17 protein-coding genes and 1 other RNA gene are annotated in these 18016 nt (G+C 42.5%); 11 read left to right on the top strand and 7 right to left on the bottom strand.

The annotated features are described in order from the left end of the window. Position 1: 1 nt before the first annotated feature. The gene (locus ACA086_RS07070) at positions 2-1078 is read right to left on the bottom strand and encodes a DUF3667 domain-containing protein (protein ID WP_371002636.1); all 1077 of its coding nucleotides are present in this window, start codon (positions 1076-1078) and stop codon (positions 2-4) included. Between the two features lie 156 nt (positions 1079-1234). Between ACA086_RS07070 and ACA086_RS07065 the strand changes: the two genes are divergently transcribed. Further along, positions 1235-1918, top strand: coding sequence for a DNA alkylation repair protein (locus ACA086_RS07065; protein WP_371002635.1), 684 nt, complete (start codon positions 1235-1237; stop codon positions 1916-1918). Positions 1919-1943: 25 nt separating this feature from the next. On the opposite strand, the gene ACA086_RS07060 is transcribed toward ACA086_RS07065, so the two are convergent. Further along, positions 1944-3191 carry a cation:proton antiporter gene (locus tag ACA086_RS07060; protein ID WP_371002634.1) on the bottom strand — a complete coding sequence of 416 codons (1248 nt, stop codon included), beginning with the start codon at positions 3189-3191 and terminating at the stop codon, positions 1944-1946. A 275-nt stretch (positions 3192-3466) separates the two neighbouring features. On the opposite strand from ACA086_RS07060, the gene ACA086_RS07055 reads away from it, so the two are divergent. The 5 genes from ACA086_RS07055 to ACA086_RS07035 all read left to right on the top strand — a co-directional run bounded on the left by ACA086_RS07055 (position 3467) and on the right by ACA086_RS07035 (position 7172). After that, positions 3467-4351: a DnaJ C-terminal domain-containing protein gene (locus ACA086_RS07055; RefSeq protein WP_371002633.1), complete on the top strand. Its 885-nt coding sequence runs from the start codon at positions 3467-3469 to the stop codon at positions 4349-4351. After that, positions 4348-4650 carry a chaperone modulator CbpM gene (locus ACA086_RS07050; RefSeq protein ID WP_371002632.1) on the top strand — a complete coding sequence of 101 codons (303 nt, stop codon included), beginning with the start codon at positions 4348-4350 and terminating at the stop codon, positions 4648-4650. Before ACA086_RS07055 ends, ACA086_RS07050 begins: the two co-directional genes overlap by 4 nt. 94 nt (positions 4651-4744) lie before the next feature. Continuing rightward, positions 4745-5935: a cation:proton antiporter gene (locus tag ACA086_RS07045; RefSeq protein ID WP_371002631.1), complete on the top strand. Its 1191-nt coding sequence runs from the start codon at positions 4745-4747 to the stop codon at positions 5933-5935. A 54-nt stretch (positions 5936-5989) separates the two neighbouring features. Further along, positions 5990-6691: a VIT family protein gene (locus ACA086_RS07040; RefSeq protein WP_371002630.1), complete on the top strand. Its 702-nt coding sequence runs from the start codon at positions 5990-5992 to the stop codon at positions 6689-6691. A 106-nt stretch (positions 6692-6797) separates the two neighbouring features. Then, on the top strand, positions 6798-7172 hold the full coding sequence (locus tag ACA086_RS07035) for a VOC family protein (protein ID WP_371002629.1): 375 nt from the start codon (positions 6798-6800) through the stop codon (positions 7170-7172). Between the two features lie 83 nt (positions 7173-7255). On the opposite strand, the gene ACA086_RS07030 is transcribed toward ACA086_RS07035, so the two are convergent. Continuing rightward, entirely contained in the window at positions 7256-7834 is a 579-nt protein-coding gene (locus ACA086_RS07030) for a fasciclin domain-containing protein (RefSeq protein WP_371002628.1), read from the bottom strand. Positions 7835-7956: 122 nt separating this feature from the next. Here ACA086_RS07030 and ACA086_RS07025 point away from each other — a divergent pair, with 122 nt between their 5' ends. From ACA086_RS07025 to ACA086_RS07015, 3 genes are all read left to right on the top strand, one after another. Further along, positions 7957-8391, top strand: a complete 435-nt coding sequence (locus ACA086_RS07025; RefSeq protein ID WP_371002627.1) for an SRPBCC domain-containing protein — start codon at positions 7957-7959, stop codon at positions 8389-8391. A gap of 15 nt (positions 8392-8406) precedes the next feature. Next, on the top strand, positions 8407-9564 hold the full coding sequence (locus ACA086_RS07020) for an MFS transporter (protein ID WP_371002626.1): 1158 nt from the start codon (positions 8407-8409) through the stop codon (positions 9562-9564). An 80-nt stretch (positions 9565-9644) separates the two neighbouring features. Continuing rightward, positions 9645-11099 carry a vanadium-dependent haloperoxidase gene (locus ACA086_RS07015; protein WP_371002625.1) on the top strand — a complete coding sequence of 485 codons (1455 nt, stop codon included), beginning with the start codon at positions 9645-9647 and terminating at the stop codon, positions 11097-11099. 53 nt (positions 11100-11152) lie between these two features. Here ACA086_RS07015 and rny read toward each other — a convergent pair whose 3' ends face one another. From rny to ACA086_RS06995, 4 genes are all read right to left on the bottom strand, one after another. Continuing rightward, a complete protein-coding gene (rny, locus tag ACA086_RS07010) occupies positions 11153-12721 on the bottom strand; it encodes a ribonuclease Y (protein ID WP_371002624.1) in 1569 nt (522 codons plus the stop codon). Between the two features lie 152 nt (positions 12722-12873). Beyond that, a non-coding RNA gene (gene ssrS / locus ACA086_RS07005) (6S RNA) lies at positions 12874-12981 on the bottom strand. A gap of 53 nt (positions 12982-13034) precedes the next feature. Further along, on the bottom strand, positions 13035-13331 hold the full coding sequence (locus ACA086_RS07000; RefSeq protein WP_371002623.1) for a cell division protein ZapA: 297 nt from the start codon (positions 13329-13331) through the stop codon (positions 13035-13037). 12 nt (positions 13332-13343) lie between these two features. Then, positions 13344-13634 carry a hypothetical protein gene (locus ACA086_RS06995; protein ID WP_369747389.1) on the bottom strand — a complete coding sequence of 97 codons (291 nt, stop codon included), beginning with the start codon at positions 13632-13634 and terminating at the stop codon, positions 13344-13346. Positions 13635-13844: 210 nt separating this feature from the next. Between ACA086_RS06995 and ACA086_RS06990 the strand changes: the two genes are divergently transcribed. Further along, a complete protein-coding gene (locus ACA086_RS06990) occupies positions 13845-15536 on the top strand; it encodes a M23 family metallopeptidase (protein ID WP_371002622.1) in 1692 nt (563 codons plus the stop codon). A gap of 4 nt (positions 15537-15540) precedes the next feature. After that, on the top strand, positions 15541-18009 hold the full coding sequence (locus ACA086_RS06985; protein WP_371002621.1) for a TonB-dependent receptor plug domain-containing protein: 2469 nt from the start codon (positions 15541-15543) through the stop codon (positions 18007-18009). Positions 18010-18016: the final 7 nt, after the last annotated feature.

The following is an 18016-nucleotide window of genomic DNA, read 5'->3' as shown; positions in this document are numbered from 1 at the left end:
CTTAATAGAGCATAAAGGCCATAAAAATTATTCCTACGAAAGCCATAGGAAGTATCAACAACATATAGATAAAGGAAATAATATTGGCTTTGATAAAAGCACCAATCCAGCTGCTTCGATAAAAATTCCGCAGGGCGATGATCAGGTACAACAGGTACGACAGGGTAATTATTACTTCAAGCCAAACAGGAACATCAAATATCTTATTTGCGAGTATGATTATACAAAATGCCGTAAATAAAAAGGTGAAGAAGTAAAAACTGAACACCATATGATGTGCAAAATTCCCACGTCTCCAGTAAAACACCTTTAAAAGGAGGGCAAACAGGGGCATCAGTAAAAACATTGCAATGGGAATAGTATCGTAGAAGGTCTGTAATATCCCCCCTCCTCTCTGCACATAGAGTTTCAGCATTTGTTCATAAAACCGGCGGTTAAGACCAGTGGCATCTTCCTCCATTCCCATAGCCATCAGTTTTTCCTGCTGAGGTGCGCCAATAGCGATAAGGGAATCGAGCACCTCCTTGTCAAAATCTAAAGTCATCCCCTGGTTCATACTGGTTGGGTTCTCAGCAGTTTCTGTCATCACAGAATCGATAACGTTGAGATCCTCGTCTGAGATACCCCATTTGTCTTTATTTTTTTTGATCATGTCCTTTGTCTTGATCAATTGCAGTGAATCTTTGGAACTCAGTTTAATGCTGTCAGGTGCAATTTCTAACTCCGGTTTGTCCATCCCCTTTTTAAAAGCTTCAGACATTTCATTGTCGGCCTTACGGATGTTAAAAGAAAAGAGAAAGAAAAAAAGGACCGAGATAAATAAATAGAATTGGGCAGGATGCAGGTATTTAAGCCTTTTTCCATCCACAAACCTCCTGGCCAGGATTCCGGGCTTGAACATCAAGGGGATAAAACTTCGGAAGAATCTCGCATCAACCGAGAAATAATCACTGATGGTCTTGCTGAATAGAACACCGAAAGTGAGATTATCCGAAATTTCCTGCCCGCAGCGGGGGCAGAATTCATAGGAGGGTTCCAGGATATTGTCACAGTTCTTACAACGGGGTTGGTCGGCCATCGGTTGATTTTTGTATAAAATTAGAAAAAAGATTGGTTCTGGCAGGAACTAAATAATTTCGGCATTGAATTTAAGGTCCTTACATAGGATTTAGCACCATTGGGCCTTTATTTCTCAAATACTATATTTGAGAGAAGTACAAAACATCGTAAGATTTTGGGAGCTGCTGAAATTTCGACTTTTTTAAAAACCTGGGAAGACCATTGTAATGAGAAAGGAGATCCCAATATTGCCGAAGGTCAAACAGCTTATATGCGAAACCAGTTCGGTTTTTACGGGCTAAAATCACAGGTACGAAGGGAAATCCAGAAAATAGTATTTCAGAAACACCTCTTACCTCCGCGAGATGATATACCCACAGTAGTCACCGAGCTCTGGAACAAACCTGAACGGGAAAATCAATACATGGCTCAGGAATTAGCAAAGAAGTGCCTGAAACCCTTGAGAATGGAAGATAACACACTCTTCGAATATATGATTACGCATAAATCCTGGTGGGATACTGTAGATTTTATTGCGGCAAATCTTGTAGGGCCGTATTTTAAATCCTTTCCCGGACAAAGAGAAAAGATCACAGGGAAATGGCTGTCTAGCAATAATATGTGGTTGCAACGCTCTGTACTTCTTTTTCAATTAAAATACAAGGATTCCCTGGACACCGATTTCCTGGCTGACACCATTCATAGTCTTACTGGAAGTGAGGAATTTTTTATCAACAAGGCTATTGGCTGGATCCTGCGGGAATACAGTAAAACCAATCCGCAATGGGTCAGACAGTTTGTACAAGCTACTTCCTTACACCCGCTGAGTAAGAGGGAAGGGCTGAGGCTGATCAGCTGAAACAAATCCGTCTTATTAGTGCCATTTAATTGCTCGATGCCGCAACCTTTTTTACCAGCCTGCCAACGGTAAGGCCCTGAATCATTATCGAAAAGACTACTACCACGTAGGTGATCAGCAAGAAGAGATCCCTGTTCATGGCTTCGGTAAGGCCCAAAGCCAGTGCGATGGAAATAGCCCCCCTGAGGCCACCCCAGGTCATGATAATGTCTGTTCTCGGGACAAATTCGAGTTTCTTTTTAAAAAAGGTGATCGGAAGTAGCAGAGAAATATAACGGCAGATAAGTACAACAGGAATCGCAATAAGCCCGGCAATAAGATAATCAGCTGTATAAGTCAGAACCAGTATCTCCATCCCCAAAAGAACAAATAACAAGGTGTTAAGCAGGATATCAATCAATTCCCAGAACTTATCGACATAAATTATAGTGTTTTCAGACATTGCACTTTCTCTCAACCGATCATTCCCGATAAGTAATCCGGCTACAACCATAGCCAGGGGCGCAGATACATGAAGCTTATGAGCGATCACTGTACCGGTCATTACAGTAGCCAGGGTAATAATTACCTCAATATCATAGTCGTCAATAGTCCTCATCAGTCGGTAAGTCACCCATCCCAGCAACAAGCCCAGGACAACTCCCCCCAACACCTCAATCCCAAATAACTCAACAACGCTCCAGGCTGAAACAGCTTCTTCAGACGGACTGGCTATTTCAAATAGGGTAAGAAATACCACCACTCCTACCCCGTCATTGAACAGGGATTCACCAACGATTTTAGTTTCCAATTTTTTCGGTACCCCCGCCTGTTTTAGAATTCCAAGAACTGCAATTGGATCTGTAGGGGAGATCAAAGCACCAAAGAGCAAACACTGAATGTAGGGAACATTCATGCCCATTATCATCAGGATATAATAGACCAAGGTCCCTACCAGGAAGGTGGAAGTAATCACCCCCAGGGTAGAAAAGCTCAGGATAGGCCACCTGTGTTTTCTCAATTGCTCAAAATCGGTATGCATAGCCCCGGCAAAAAGCAGGAAACTCAGCATCACATCCAGCAATACCGTCTTAAAGTCGATTTGCGACAAAATATACCGTTCAGCATTCAGCAAGGTAGGATCTACATAACTCAGGGCAAAAACAGCCAGGGTAAAGATGATGGTGATAAACATCAGGCCTATGGTATTAGGCATTTTAAGAAATCGGACATTGATATAGCCGAAGACTGCCGATAAAAAAACAAGAATAGCCGTAATTGTAAATAGGTCCATCTGCATCTGTCAAATGTAATCGTCCTACGGGATATGACAAAAAGACCAAAGGAATTTTTCCTGAGTAAAATCTATAACCATTGGTAGACATATTAAATGTCGGAAGAGGTAAGAAAGGCTAAAAACTATTGACTATTGAATTTGATAATTGCCAATTAATTCCGACCTTCAGATAGTGTAAACAAGTTCATTTTAAGGTTCTATTTTGATGTGTTTACAGTGAGATTAGAACAACTGAATTTCAAGCTTATATCTGATTTTGGATTATTCGAATTATGAATTTCATAGACTATTACAAAATACTGGGCGTATCGAAAAATGCTAGTCAGGCTGACATAAAAAAAGCCTACAGAAAATTAGCCCGCAAGTACCATCCGGATGTCAATCCCGGAGATAAAGAAGCGGAGAGGAAGTTTAAAGAAATTAATGAGGCACATGAAGTACTGAGCAATAGCGAAAATAGGGTAAAGTACGATGAATACGGAAAAGACTGGCAACACGCTGAAGCCTTTGAAAAAGCAAAGCAGGAACAAGCCACGTACCAGAGGAGTAGGGCTACCCATGAATCTTTTTCAGAAGATGATTTTTCTGATTTTTTTAGTTCGATGTTTGGGGGCAGGACAGGCAGACGCGGCAGTAGCATGCAATTTCGAGGACAGGATCTCAATGCAGAGCTGGAACTTTCGCTGGAAGATGTCTACAGAACTCATAAACGAACGCTTACGGTAAATGACAGGAAGATTCGGCTTACCATCCCTGCCGGGGTGCGGAACGGGCAGGTGATAAAGATCAAAAACCATGGCGCCGAAGGGATCAATGGGGGGCCCAGGGGAGATCTCCACATCAGGTTTTCAATTTGGAACAACACAAAATTCAGACGGGATGGAGACAATCTTTACTCTACGGTAAAGCTCGATCTCTACAAGGCCCTGCTGGGAGGTGAGATCCTGGTTGATACATTCGACGGGAAGGTAAAATTGAGGGTTAAACCTGAGACTCCCAATGGAACTCAGGTAAAACTGAAAGGTAAAGGGTTTCCTGTTTATAAAAAGGAAGGTAAATACGGTGACTTGTTTATAACCTATGATATTCAGCTCCCTGAAAATTTAAGTTCCAGAGAGAAGGATTTATTTAAAGAACTCGCTAAACTAAGATCATGATGAACCCAAAAGACTTTTTCCCGGTTGGCAAACTTTGTGAGCTTTACGATCTCGAATATTCCTTTTTTCAGGAAATGAATGAGTTTGGCCTTATCGAATTAGAAGTGTATAGTGGGGAACGGTATATTCATCAGGATGCACTCTATGTAGTAGAGAAAATCATTCGTATTCATCGCGATTTACATATTAATCTGGAAGGAATCGATGTGGTGATGAACATGCTGAGACGGCAGGAAGTGTTAGAAGAGGAATTACTGCAACTTAAAAATAAATTAAGGAGATACGATGATTCGATCTAGTATGCTTAGTGATCATCCCTATGTCTTTTTAGTACATATGAATTAATTATGAACCGGCCATAGAAAAGCCACAGTACCCTTTGATTTTAAAACTATGGATTTGATTTTTCTCACTGGCTTTCACACCTCTATCACCCTCATTTGTATCGTAGGGCTTGCCGTAGTAGTTTCTGGCTTCCTCTTAAAAAAGATAAAGCAGCCTACCCTCATAGCCTACATACTCCTGGGGGTTTTGATAGGACAATACGGTTTCGATTTGATAGGCGATGAGACTAACATCAGATACGTTGGTGAGCTGGGGATCATACTTTTATTTTTCTTTATCGGGATGGAGATCGATTTGTATTCCTTTGTGGGAAATTGGCGACTGGCCCTTTTCGGGACGCTGGGACAGTTCCTTCTGAGTATCGGAGCTGTATGGGGAATTGGTTTGCTATTTGGATGGGATACCACCCGGATTTTGGTTCTGGGTTTTGTCATTGCCTTGTCTAGTTCTGCGGTCATCTTTAAGTTGCTTGAGGACAAGGATTTATTAGACAAAAAAATAGGACAGAACGTTTCCAGTATTCTACTGGCCCAGGATATTGCCATTGCCCCTATCCTGATCCTTATTTCGATTTTCAGCGGGGAGAATACCTCTACAGAATCCATTCTTTTGAAAATCATTGGCGGTATTTTGATCATTTCTACCATTATTTACATCTATGTGAGAAAAGAAATCACCTGGTTGCCCTTTAGAAAGTCGATCATGAAGGACCATGAGTTACAGGTTTTTCTGGCCCTGTTCTTTTGTTTTGCCGGTGCAGTAGTTGCAGGGATGTTTGGAATATCAGAAGCCCTGGGAGCTTTTGTAGGCGGACTCATAATGCATGCGGGGAAGGCAACACGATGGATACACGACGCCATTCATTCCTTCAGAATCCTTTTTGTGGCCGTTTTCTTTATCAGTATCGGCGCGCAGATTAACATTACCTTCCTGCTCGACAATCTTCTTCCGCTGGGATTGGTCCTCGTCGCTGTTTTTGGACTTAATCATGCCATAAATACTCTTATTTTAAAAATGTACAACAACTCGTGGAGGGAAGCTATTTTTGGAGGTGCAATGCTGGCACAGATAGGGGAATTGAGTTTCCTGATATGTATAACAGCATTAAACCTTGAGATACTTACAGATTACGCCTATGATTTTACAATATCCCTGATCTCACTTACCATTGGGATTAGTCCGTTCTGGATTCTTTTAACAGAAAAGATCAGTGCCAGAAAAAAGGAAATCGCTGCCTAAATTGGTATTTTAAGCTTCGTTAGTGGAAGGAAGAAGCATTATTTATAGACGAATATGAATACTATTTTAAACAAAGAGGATCATTATCTGGGTCGTAGCGGTTGGCTAAGGGCATCCATCCTCGGTGCCAACGATGGAATTTTATCTACTGCAAGTCTTATTATTGGGGTGGCTGCTGCTAACGTAAGCCGAGAGCCCATTGTCCTGGCCGGTGTAGCCGGACTGGTGGCAGGTGCCCTGTCTATGGCCGCCGGGGAATACGTATCGGTAAGTTCACAAACCGATATAGAAACCTCAGACCTTGCCAGAGAGGAAAAAGAACTCAGGGAAATGCCACAGGAGGAATTGAAAGAACTCGCTGATATTTATAAAGCAAGGGGTCTGAGCCCCGAACTGGCCATGCGTGTAGCCCAAGAAATGACAGAACACGATGCCCTTGGCGCTCATGCAAGGGATGAACTGGGAATCAATAGTCTAACCAGAGCCAGACCTTTACAGGCCGCTTTTGCCTCAGGAGCATCTTTTATTTTCGGCGGATTGCTCCCGGTAATTACTTCCATGCTCCTACCATTAAAATATATGATCTACTGGCAATATATCTTAACGACCATATTCCTTATTATCCTGGGAGCATATGCGGCGAAAGCGGGAGGATCGAGTGTTAAAAAAGCGGTGTTGCGCATCACTTTCTGGGGAACTATTGCGATGGGAGTGACCGCCTATATCGGCCATTTGTTTGGTGTATCCCTGGGCTAAAGCCATATTCGGCCCTGCATATATGTCTTAGGATGCCAGGCAATTGGAAATATAAGATACGGAAGCCAATTACTGGAATACCTCAAATCGATAAAAAATAAAAAGCATGAATAAAAAGACGCCTGAGATGATTGGTAACCGCTATGTACTGGCTGTTAAGGACATTACAGTTTCAGCAAAATATTACCAGGAAAAATTAGGACTTCAAAGTGTATGGCATGGAGAAGGCTGGCATTTTTTAAAGCGGGATTCCATTTTTGTCATGCTTGGGGAATGTCCGGACGATCGGTCGGCCTTTGAAACAAAGAATCACTCTTATTTTGCATACATAGATGTAGAGGGCATTGATCAACTTCATGCTGAATACTTAAAAAAAGGTGTAGACATTATCTATCCGCTCAAAGACCAGCCCTGGGAGCAACGAGAATTTGGAATACAGACTGTTGACGGCCACAGGATCATGTTTGGACAGAAAATTTGATCCAGACAAAAAACCGCCGATATACGAGATACCGGCGGCTACACTAAAAATAACCAACCAAACAACTAACTTTTATCTGTAATCTACATAACGGGTAATACCACTGTATCCACTACATGTATAACTCCATTAGACTGATTGACATCACTTATGGATACTGTGGAAATATTTCCTGAAGCATCCTTCAATTGTACTTTTTTCCCTTTTAACATTGCAGTTAACATAGCGCCGTTAACGGTTGAAAATGTAGCCTTGCCATTTCCTTTCTTAATAGCATCAATAATGTCAGATGCGCTGTATTTACCGGCTAAAACGTGATATGTGAGTACTGCCTGTAGAGTGGGTTTGTTTTGTGGCTCCAATAAAGAGCTCACTGTACCCTCAGGTAGTTTCTCAAATGCTTTGTTTGTTGGTGCAAACACAGTAAACGGGCCATCACCCTGGAGGGTTTCCACCAATCCGGCTGCTTTAACTGCTGCAACCAGCGTTGTGTGGTCCTTTGAATTCACAGCATTGGAAACGATATCCTTGGTGGGATACATAGCGGCACCACCTACCATTTTGGTATTCCCGTCCATTTTGGCCTGTTGTCCTGTCAGGGAACCGGCAGATAATACTAAAACAGCCAGGGCTGCTAATTGATACATTTTAAAGATTTTCATGATAATTTATTTAAATTTAGAATTCACCTTACCTACGGAAACAAGATGTCAGGGTTTGGTATTTTTATCAGTTTTGTGAATTTTTAACATAATTCGTCTGGTCAGCCCTCTATTCAGAAAGAATGAAAAAATCAGATTCCCCTATTATAATCAAGGTTAATTTTAATAAAGGTCAGGGCATCCTATGGAATGCCCTTACACAGCTTTCTGAAATGAAGAAGTGGTACTTTGAAGTCCTGAAAACATTTGAAGCCCGGGAGGGGTTTAAAACTTCTTTTAAGGTTTCTTCTGAAGACCGGATGTTTACACATAAATGGAAGGTTATTGAGGTAATCCCCGGACAAAAAATTACCTATAGCTGGCAATTTGATGAATATCCCGGAAAATCCACCTCAACTTTTGAGATTTCCGGAAACGAGCATAAAAGTGAATTAACTCTGACCGTTCTGGTGCAGGAAGACTTCCCTTCAGGAATTCCCGAATTCAAAAGGGAAAGCTGTATTAGTGGGTGGGAATACTTCCTAAAGGGTAATTTAAAAGACTATCTTTCTGCCTAATCAGCATTTCATCTAATGCAGAAGAAAAAAGTCCTGCCCATAATTGTATTGTCTCAGTTTTTTTGTACCTCCCTATGGTTTGCAGGAAACGGGGTTCTGGACGAACTAATTTCTGATTATAATCTAAAAATTCAGGCCCTGGGGCATCTGGTTTCGGCGGTGCAATTCGGCTTTATCCTTGGCACGCTGCTTTTTGCCACTTTGACGATTGCAGACCGTTACTCACCATCAAAGGTGTTTTTTACTTCCGCTGTGATAGCTGCTATTTTTAACCTCGGTATGCTTTGGGAGGGAAATACCCTCTTAACCTTGGTGGGGTCGAGATTTTTGACAGGTTTTTTTCTTGCCGGAATTTATCCGGTAGGGATGAAAATCGCGGCGGACTATTTTAAAGAAGGCCTTGGAAGGTCGCTGTCCTTTTTAGTAGGTGCCCTGGTTCTAGGCACTGCCCTACCCCATCTCCTGGCCGACAGTTCCCTTTTTACTCAATGGAAATGGGTGATTATCAGTACAAGCTTCCTCTCTTTTGCTGGTGGAGTACTCGTTGTTTTGAATTTATCAGACGGACCTTACAGGAAATCGGCACAACAACTGAAATTACAGGCAGCTTTTACCATCTTCAAAAATCAAGAATTGAAAAAGGCAGCCTTAGGTTATTTTGGTCATATGTGGGAACTCTATGCCTTCTGGGCTTTTGTACCCCTTATATTTAAGACGTATCAGGAACTTCATCAGGTTGTTCTGCCTATCTCACTCTGGTCCTTCATAATAATTGCAATTGGAAGTGTTGGTTGTGTTATAGGGGGGATTTGTTCTGAATATTTCGGATTGAAAAAAGTAGCCTCCTGGTCGCTTTTTATATCCTGTCTGTGTTGCCTTCTTTCGCCCCTGTTCTTTTATCAGCCCTATACATCTGTATTCCTGGTTTTTCTTTTGATATGGGGAATGACGGTGATTGCAGATTCTCCTTTGTTTTCTACTCTGGTAGCCAACCACGCTGATGGGCCTTTAAAAGGATCGGCCCTTACCCTGGTCAATTGCATAGGGTTCGCCATTACCATTTTGAGTATTCAATTACTCAACAGCTTTCAGGGTTCATATCCTCTTACTTCGATCTACATGATGCTTGGGATAGGTCCGATGGTAGGTTTATGGGCCCTGAATAAAAAATAAAATCCTTTTCCTGCTTGCTGAAAAGTTTTAATTTAGAGGTACTCCATCTGATGTAAGAATACCAAAAATAAATTCAGGAAATGAAGAAAATTGTCTTTCTCCTCATGATTTGTCTGTTCAGCACCATGTGTCGGACAAAGAATTCCGAAAATACCGTCACAGAACCTACAGGCACTGAAAACCTTGCCTATAAATGGGGCCAGTTATCCCTGGAGGCAACTGCTCTTGATACCGAACGATTTAATCCCAGGCCAACGATCACTTCGAGATATCTGGGCCTGATATGGACTGCCGTATTCGATGCCTGGAGCAGATTCGACGAAAAAGCCATTCCGGTGTATTTAAGTCAAGTTCCCAGAAGACCACTGGAAGAACATTCCTTGGAAAATAAGCAAATCGCTATCAGCTATGCCGCGTATCGGGCAATGAGCGAGTATTATTATTCAGATAAGGAGCTTTTTACAGATTTCATTAAAGAACTGGGGCTGGATCCTGACAATAATACTCTTGACCCCACTACTCCCGAAGGAATCGGCAACCTGGCGGCAAAAGCAGTAATTGAAGCCCGACACGGAGATGGGGCTAACCAATACGGAGAGGAAGAAGGGTCTCAAAATAAACCATATCACAATTATGTCGGGTATGAACCCGTCAACTCAGCAGATGAGAACGTGGATCCCAACAGGTGGCAACCTAAATACTTCTCAGATGGTAAGGGGGGATATTTTGCCCCTGGCTGTTTAACACCTTATTGGGATAAGGTAAAACCTATCGGACTTAAATCTGCGGATCAATTCAGGCCCGGACCACCACCCATGATCGGTAGCAGTCAACTGGAAGAAGAAGTGGCAGAAGTAATTGCACTGCAGGCGAATTTATCGGATCATGATAAGGCTTTGGTTGAATTTATGCGAGACGGACCCCAATCGGTACAACAGGCCGGCCACTGGCTGAAATTCGCCCAGGATGTCTCACGCCGGGACAAACATACGTTAGATGAGGATGTGAAAATGTACTTCCTCAATCAGGTTGTGGCCATGGATGCCTTTATTGCCTCCTGGGATTCAAAGATGTTTTATGACTATGCCCGGCCCTACGCCCTTGTACATAAATACTATGAAAATGAAATCATCAAAGCCTGGGGAGGAGAAGGAAAAGGAATGATGGAAATTGAAGGGAAACAATGGAGACCTTATTCTCCGGAAACCTTCCTGTGTCCACCCTTTCCCAGTTATGTTTCAGGGCATAGTACCATTAGTGGAGCCTGTGCAGAAGCCTTAAGACTCTGGACCGGAAGTGATGAATTTGGTGAAAAGGTAACTCTTGTAGCCGGCGCTCTTACAGAGCCAGACAATCTTGGAGATACTGTAGTTCTGGAATTTCCCACCTTTACCAAAACGGCTGAAATGGCCGGAATATCAAGAGTTATGGGCGGCTATCATATCCAGGCTGATAATGTAGCCGGACTTCAGCTGGGAAGGGATGTTGCCCGAGAGGTATGGGAATTTTATAAGGAACATACAGGCGAACTATAGGTTCACACGGGCTCGAGAGAAAAGGCGACAACCTGGTATAGTCAGGCAAATAGCTATTTAGCTACATTTACCGATCTTGTTTCGCGTATTACAGTGACTTTAACCTGCCCGGGATACGTCATATCAGTTTGTATCTTCTGTGATATTTCAAATGATAACTGGGCCGCTTTTTCGTCACTTACTTTCTCGCTTTCTACTATCACCCTTAATTCTCTTCCGGCCTGAATAGCATATGCTTTCTGAACACCTCCGAAGCCGAAAGCGATATCTTCCAGATCCTTTAATCGTTGTATATACGAATCGAGTACCTGTCTTCTGGCACCGGGTCTTGCCCCGCTAATGGCATCACATACCTGGATAATGGGTGAGATCAGTGTTTTCATTTCGATCTCATCGTGGTGGGCTCCAATGGCATTGCAAACATCGGGTTTCTCTCCATATTTCTCGGCCCACTGCATCCCCAATATCGCATGCGGTGTTTCCAGTTCGGTCTCGGTATTCGGTACTTTACCGATATCATGCAGTAGTCCGGCTCTCTTGGCTAACTTTGGATTTAAGCCCAGTTCAGCAGCCATTACCCCACATAATTTCGCGACCTCTCTTGAGTGCTGAAGGAGGTTTTGCCCATATGAGGATCGGTATTTCATCCGTCCAACCGCCTTGATCAGCTCGGGATGTAACCCGTGAATTCCAAGGTCGATAACAGTTCTTTTCCCTATTTCAACTATCTCCTGTTCAATCTGTTTTTCTGTTTTACGAACCACTTCTTCAATGCGAGCAGGGTGAATTCGTCCGTCGGTAACCAACTTGTGCAGGGATAAACGCGCAACTTCCCGTCGTACGGAATCAAAACACGAAAGGATGATGGCTTCCGGTGTATCGTCTACAATTATTTCCACTCCCGTAACTGCTTCCAGGGCACGGATATTTCTTCCTTCTCTTCCTATGATTCGACCTTTGACATCATCAGATTCCAGGTTAAATACGGAAACACAATTCTCCACGGCTTCTTCAGTCCCGATGCGCTGAATGGTATTGATCACAATTTTCTTGGCTTCCTGCTGGGCTGTGAGCTTGGCTTCTTCCAGCGTAGTCTGCATAAAAGCCATGGCATCTGATTTCGCCGTTTCTTTTAAAGACTCTAGCAACTGATTTGTTGCATCTTCCGCTGAAAGACCTGAAATAACCTCCAGTTGCTGTACCTGACTCCTGTGTAATTTCTCTACCTCGGTCTGCTTTTTTTCATATACCTCCGCTTTATGGTCGAGGTCCTGAATTTTACTTTCCAGCTGCTCATTGAGCTTTTTGTTTCTGGCCAGTTCACTGCTTACCTGAGACTCTTTGTCCCTTGTTCGTTTTTCGGATTCGGAAATCTTCTTTTCCTTGTTGATGATGACCTTTTCATGTTCGGCCTTCAATTCCAGGAATTTCTCCTTAGCCTGAAATATCTTGTCTTTTTTGATATTTTCCCCTTCAACTTCTGCATTTTTAAGAAGGGCTGTGGCCTCCTTTTTTGCTGATGCCAAAGTTTTTGACGCCTTCCCTTTTTCAAGGAATTTGGCTATGATGAAGCCTATGAGTAAACCTACGGCTCCGGCGATGAGTATTGTTGTAGTATCCATGAGTTAGTTTAATTTTAGAATGGGATATCCCTTTCTGCTGTTTATCCGAGATCAATCACCCCTAATAACATGAGGTATTTCCCGGGTTTTATTCCAATTTTTCGTTTCGAAAAAAAGAATAAAAAAAGCCCACATTGATGGAAGTTTTGTACAAACTCCTATAGACAGGTTTAGGGCTAACAGACTGCTCAAGGATCCTTTACGAGAAGGCCTGCTTTTACAATCTAAACTCACCCTTTTCAAACAAATTAATGTTGAGTTTGTCAAAAATAATTACCAATGTGGGCAGTAACTTTGATATATGTTAAAGAACTTACTTTATGCTAAGCTTTTGATTTACCAGTTCATCCAGAGCGGTTAACCGCTCCACAACTTCTTTGGTATCTTCCATTTTATCCAGGCCTCGCTGTTCTATTTTAGAGGCAAACTGTAAGGCACACATGGCCAGAACATCCTGTTTGTCCCTAACGGCGTAATTTTGCTCAAACTTCTTAGCGAGCTGCTCTATATTTTTAGCTGCCTTTCGCAAACCTTCTTCCTGGCTAGGATCAATCGTCAAAGGGTATACCCTGTCTGCTATTGACAACTTAATTTTAAGCTTCTCGGCCATATTTTGAGTCCATTATTCAGCGAGCTGACTGATGCAATGATCGATCTCCCTGATCAATGTATTTATTTTGAGCTTGGCTTCTGTTTTATTTGTTTCACTGCCCAACATTGTGTTCGCCATTTTTAGGGATTCGTATTTCTCCTCCCATTCCTTAACGGAATTCTTTGTGGCTTCGTGGTCCTGTTTAATCTGAACCAGCTCGTCCTCCAGTCTTCCTTTAGCCTGGTTGAGCAATTCTAACTTGTGTAATAATTTACTGATTTTATTTTCAAGTGAATCAACTATATCAACCAAATCGCTCATAGGCCAACATCAATGCTTTCTAACAAAGTTAACACACCTAGGACGACTTCGCAATACTTTTTCCAATTATTCCTGACGTTCTTTTGCAAGACAGCTGAAATGATAAGCAGACAGGGATAAACACGCCATTTGTCGTAGTTAAATGAAATGATACAGGAGTTTTTTTCGAAGTTATCGCGCTATTATTTAATTTCGCACCAACCCTTTTCTATGAAAAAAAGAATTTCCCTACTCTTTTTATTAATCATGCACCTTACCTCAGGGCAGGAAAAATTTCCCAAAGATGTTTTTCGTCCTCCCCTGGATATACCCCTGATTCTGGCAGGGACATTCGGAGAATTACGGTCGAACCACTTCCATTCGGGAATTGATATTAAAACTCAGCAAAGGCAGGGACTTCCTGTATACGCCATAGGCGATGGTACTGTGACGCGTATAAAAGTATCCCATTGGGGTTATGGAAAAGCCTTGTACATAGCCCATCCCAATGGTTATACCTCGGTTTATGCCCACCTCCAGAAGTTTAGTCCGGAAATCGAGGAATACGTAAAGCAAACACAATATCATAAACGGTCTTACGAAATTGAAGTATTCCCGGAATACGGCAAGCTAAAAGTCTACAAAGATTCCCTGATCGCGTATACAGGAAATACAGGAGGTTCATCCGGACCTCATCTTCATTTTGAAATCCGAAGTAGTGTTACGGAAAAACCTACAAATCCCTTGCTCTATGGCTTAGACATCAGGGATGCAACCAATCCAACCTTGCAGGGCCTTTACGCCTATCCTCTCTCAGAGGAAGCAGTGGTAAACCAAAGTGAATTAAGAGTACAAATCCCTTTCAGCAGACAGCCCGATGGAACTTACCTGGCAGAAGAAGTCAAGGCAAAAGGCACTATCGGATTCGGGGTGGCAGCTTATGATCGTCAGGATCTTGCTGCCAATCAAAATGGTTTATATAAACTCGAACAAAAAGTAAATGGAACCCTTATTTCTTCATTTGATTTTGACAGTTTTTCATTTGGAGAAACTCGCCTGATCAATACGCTAATCGACTATGAATACATGTCGAAATACCGCAGGCGGATACAAAAGTGTTTTAAAACAGAGGGAAATAAACTCAGCATTTACGGAGAGCTGAAAAATGACGGTAAAATCACTGTAAAGGAAGGCCTGAATTATACCGTAGAAATAGATTTAAAGGATCTGGCAGGGAATTCAACCCGATTAATCATTCCTGTTTCAGGACGGCGTGAAGATGCTGTGAACAAGATGGAAATCCCGAAGACAGAACACTATATCGTTGCCGGCAAACCTAATAATTTTGAATTGGGAAAGGTGAAATTGTACTTTCCTGCCAACACTTTTTACAGTGATTTCTATATAGATCTCAGGGCTAGTGGGGATACGGTAACTGTCCACAACAATTCGGTCCCGGCTCACAAGAATTTTACTCTTAGTTTTAATACAGACGGCTATGAGGAATCCTTTTTACAAACGGCCTTTATCGCACGCCTGGACGACAAACTCAGGCCTAACTACACCAAAACCTACAAAAGAGGAAATACTTTTACCACACGAACCAGAAGTCTTGGAACATATACCATTGCGCAGGATACAATCCCCCCTAAAATAAGATCAAAGAATTTTAAATCAAAGCAGTGGCTTACTAACTACAGATACCTTAGCCTGCTTATTTCGGACGATCTCAGCGGGATAAATTCTTACGAAGCTACACTTAACGGGGAGTGGATTTTAATGGAATACGAACCTAAGACTAGTACGCTGACTTATAATTTTGACGATAAGATCCTGGACAAAAAGCAATGCAACCTCCGGGTTGTGGTCACCGATAATGTCGGGAATTCCACTACCTTTACCAGTAGTTTCTACAGAAAATAAACTATTGAATTTCCTCAGGCTACTTATAATCGGCGCATTGCTGTGCGTTACCTTCTCTGCCATAGGTCAAACAGCTACCATCACAGGAGTTATTCTTGATGAAGAAAATAGACCTATCAGCGATGTGAATATTCAGGAAGGCCCCAGAGGAACCACTTCAGATGCCAGCGGATTTTACCTCCTTGAAGTAAAGGCCGACGAAGCTATCAATGTGAGTTTTTCGCACATAAGCCACCAGTTGATTGAATTGCGGGATCTGGTACTTACCACCAATCAGGTTTTTGGATTTAATCCCGTAATGAAGTCCAGTGTAATCCAAATCGACAGCGTGGAAGTTTCCGCCCTTGGCGAAAGAACAGTTGGGGGAATTACCAATCTGTCTCCGGAAATAGCACAAAAAATACCCGGAGCCAACGCCGGAATTGAAAATCTTCTCAAACTCTTACCCGGCGTATTTTCAAACAACGAGCTCAGTACTCAATTCGGGGTCCGCGGAGGAAATTATGATGAGAATCTCGTCTACGTGAATGACATTCAGGTATACAGGCCATTTCTCCTGCGTTCGGGGCAACAGGAGGGATTTAGTTTTGTGAACAGCAACATGGTTGAGAGCCTCTACTTTTCTCCGGGGGGATTCCAGGCGAAATACGGGGATAAGCTCTCTTCTGTCCTCGATATAAAATACAAGACTCCTACTCGCTTTGCACTGCAGGCAGAGGCAAGCCTTCTGGGACTTAATACAACAGTCGAAACAGTTTCGAAGAATCGTAAATTCAGCATGCTCACAGGTTTTCGATATCGCAACAACAGTCTTTTATTGAACAGTCAGCAGACCAATGCCAGTTTTAATCCAATCTTTGTAGACCTCCAAAGTTTTTTAACCTTCAGGGTGACCGCTCGCTTTCATCTTCATTTTCTTGGCAATCTGGGTCTGAATGAGTATCGGAATTCCCCGATGTCAAGACAGACCAATTTTGGAACAATTTCCAATCCTATGGCCCTTCAAATTTTTTACCTGGGAAGGGAAGAGAATACTTTTACTACAGCTTTAGGAGCTGTTAAGGCTGATATTTATTCAAGTGATGACCTCAGCCTGAAGTTTTCCTCTTCGCTTTACCATACAACGGAAGAGGAATATTCGGATGTGGTTGCCCAATACGAACTGGGGGAAATAGAAACCGATCTTGGAAGTGGAAGTTTAGGAGAAGTAACCTCATCGAGAGGTATTGGCTCTCAGTACAATCGATCGAGAAATGATTTGGACGCTCTTATCCATACAGTGTCACATCGCGGGGAGCTTCGCAAAAACAAAACCCAGCTTTCCTGGGGTCTTTCATATACTTACGAAGATGTGAGGGATCAGATAAGGGAATCAGAATTTATCGACTCGGCCGGGTTCTTTATTCGCCCCCCGAGGGAAGAATTTATAAATAATCAGCCCGGAGAACCCTTCAATGCACCTTTGGTAGCCTATAATGGAATCAGCGCTAGAAATAAGACACAGACATATCGTTATGCCGCATACTTGCAACTTGGAAATCGATCTGTTACTGGTCCAAACCGTCTGCTTTATAACTTTGGGGTGAGAACCCAGCTCTGGACACTCCGCGCAAATGATTCTGAACAAAACACACAGTTCATAATAAGTCCGAGAGCACAAATTTCACTGAGGCCCGATTGGAAGGATGATATTATTTTCAGACTTTCCACCGGCATCTATCAGCAACCTCCCTTGTACAGGGAACTGCGCAATGCCGAAGGGATGATTGTCCCGGATGTTAAGGCACAGAAGGCCTTCCATTTCCTTCTGGGATCAGAACAGAGTTTCAGAATCTGGGGCCGACCTTTTAATCTCCGATCGGAACTTTACTACAAAAACCTTTGGGATGTAAATACCTACACCCTTGAAGATGTGCGAATTCGATACGTTGCCAATAATGATGCCAGGGCATATGCCTATGGTGCAGATCTCAGGCTTTTTGGCGCATTTGTCCCGGGCACCGAGTCCTGGGTTAGTTTGGGATATCTCAAAACCGAAGAAAATTGGGATAACCGTGGGTATATCTCCAGACCTTCAGATCAGCGGTTTAAAGCTGCCGTGCTCTTTCAGGACTATATTCCCAATATACCCAATCTTAAAATGTATCTCAACCTGGTTTACAGTACAGGAGTACCCGGAGGGTCACCAAGTTATTCGGATCCGTACAATTTTCAGAATAGATTAAGAGATTACAAAAGGGCTGATTTAGGAATTTCTCATATTTTTGTGGATGAAAATCATTCATTTCCTGATGGCCATTGGTTGCATAGCTTCAGGGAATTACAGCTGGGTTTTGAAATTTTCAACCTTTTTAACAATCAGAACTCCATTACAAACACCTGGGTAAGGGATGTGGATAGCAAGAATGAATTTGCAGTACCCAATTTTATGACCTCCAGAATATTGAATGTAAAAATGCTGGTTCGGTTTTAGGCACAAT

Origin of the sequence: Muriicola sp. E247, assembly GCF_041358175.1 — a bacterium.
Classification (GTDB): Bacteria; Bacteroidota; Bacteroidia; order Flavobacteriales; family Flavobacteriaceae; genus Muriicola.
Note: the sequence above shows the minus strand (reverse complement) of the source record. Positions and strands in the feature narration are given on the sequence as shown.

Coding starts and splice junctions, on each gene's coding strand:
- ACA086_RS07020 (WP_371002626.1), top strand. CDS start 8,407: ATGCAGAAGAAAAAAGTCCTGCCCATAATTGTATTGTCTCAGTTTTTT.
- ACA086_RS07040 (WP_371002630.1), top strand. CDS start 5,990: ATGAATACTATTTTAAACAAAGAGGATCATTATCTGGGTCGTAGCGGT.
- ACA086_RS07030 (WP_371002628.1), bottom strand. CDS start 7,834: ATGAAAATCTTTAAAATGTATCAATTAGCAGCCCTGGCTGTTTTAGTA.
- ACA086_RS06990 (WP_371002622.1), top strand. CDS start 13,845: ATGAAAAAAAGAATTTCCCTACTCTTTTTATTAATCATGCACCTTACC.
- ACA086_RS06995 (WP_369747389.1), bottom strand. CDS start 13,634: ATGAGCGATTTGGTTGATATAGTTGATTCACTTGAAAATAAAATCAGT.
- ACA086_RS07055 (WP_371002633.1), top strand. CDS start 3,467: ATGAATTTCATAGACTATTACAAAATACTGGGCGTATCGAAAAATGCT.
- rny (WP_371002624.1), bottom strand. CDS start 12,721: ATGGATACTACAACAATACTCATCGCCGGAGCCGTAGGTTTACTCATA.
- ACA086_RS07070 (WP_371002636.1), bottom strand. CDS start 1,078: ATGGCCGACCAACCCCGTTGTAAGAACTGTGACAATATCCTGGAACCC.
- ACA086_RS07000 (WP_371002623.1), bottom strand. CDS start 13,331: ATGGCCGAGAAGCTTAAAATTAAGTTGTCAATAGCAGACAGGGTATAC.
- ACA086_RS07045 (WP_371002631.1), top strand. CDS start 4,745: ATGGATTTGATTTTTCTCACTGGCTTTCACACCTCTATCACCCTCATT.
- ACA086_RS07035 (WP_371002629.1), top strand. CDS start 6,798: ATGAATAAAAAGACGCCTGAGATGATTGGTAACCGCTATGTACTGGCT.
- ACA086_RS07060 (WP_371002634.1), bottom strand. CDS start 3,191: ATGGACCTATTTACAATTACGGCTATTCTTGTTTTTTTATCGGCAGTC.
- ACA086_RS07025 (WP_371002627.1), top strand. CDS start 7,957: ATGAAAAAATCAGATTCCCCTATTATAATCAAGGTTAATTTTAATAAA.
- ACA086_RS07015 (WP_371002625.1), top strand. CDS start 9,645: ATGAAGAAAATTGTCTTTCTCCTCATGATTTGTCTGTTCAGCACCATG.
- ACA086_RS07050 (WP_371002632.1), top strand. CDS start 4,348: ATGATGAACCCAAAAGACTTTTTCCCGGTTGGCAAACTTTGTGAGCTT.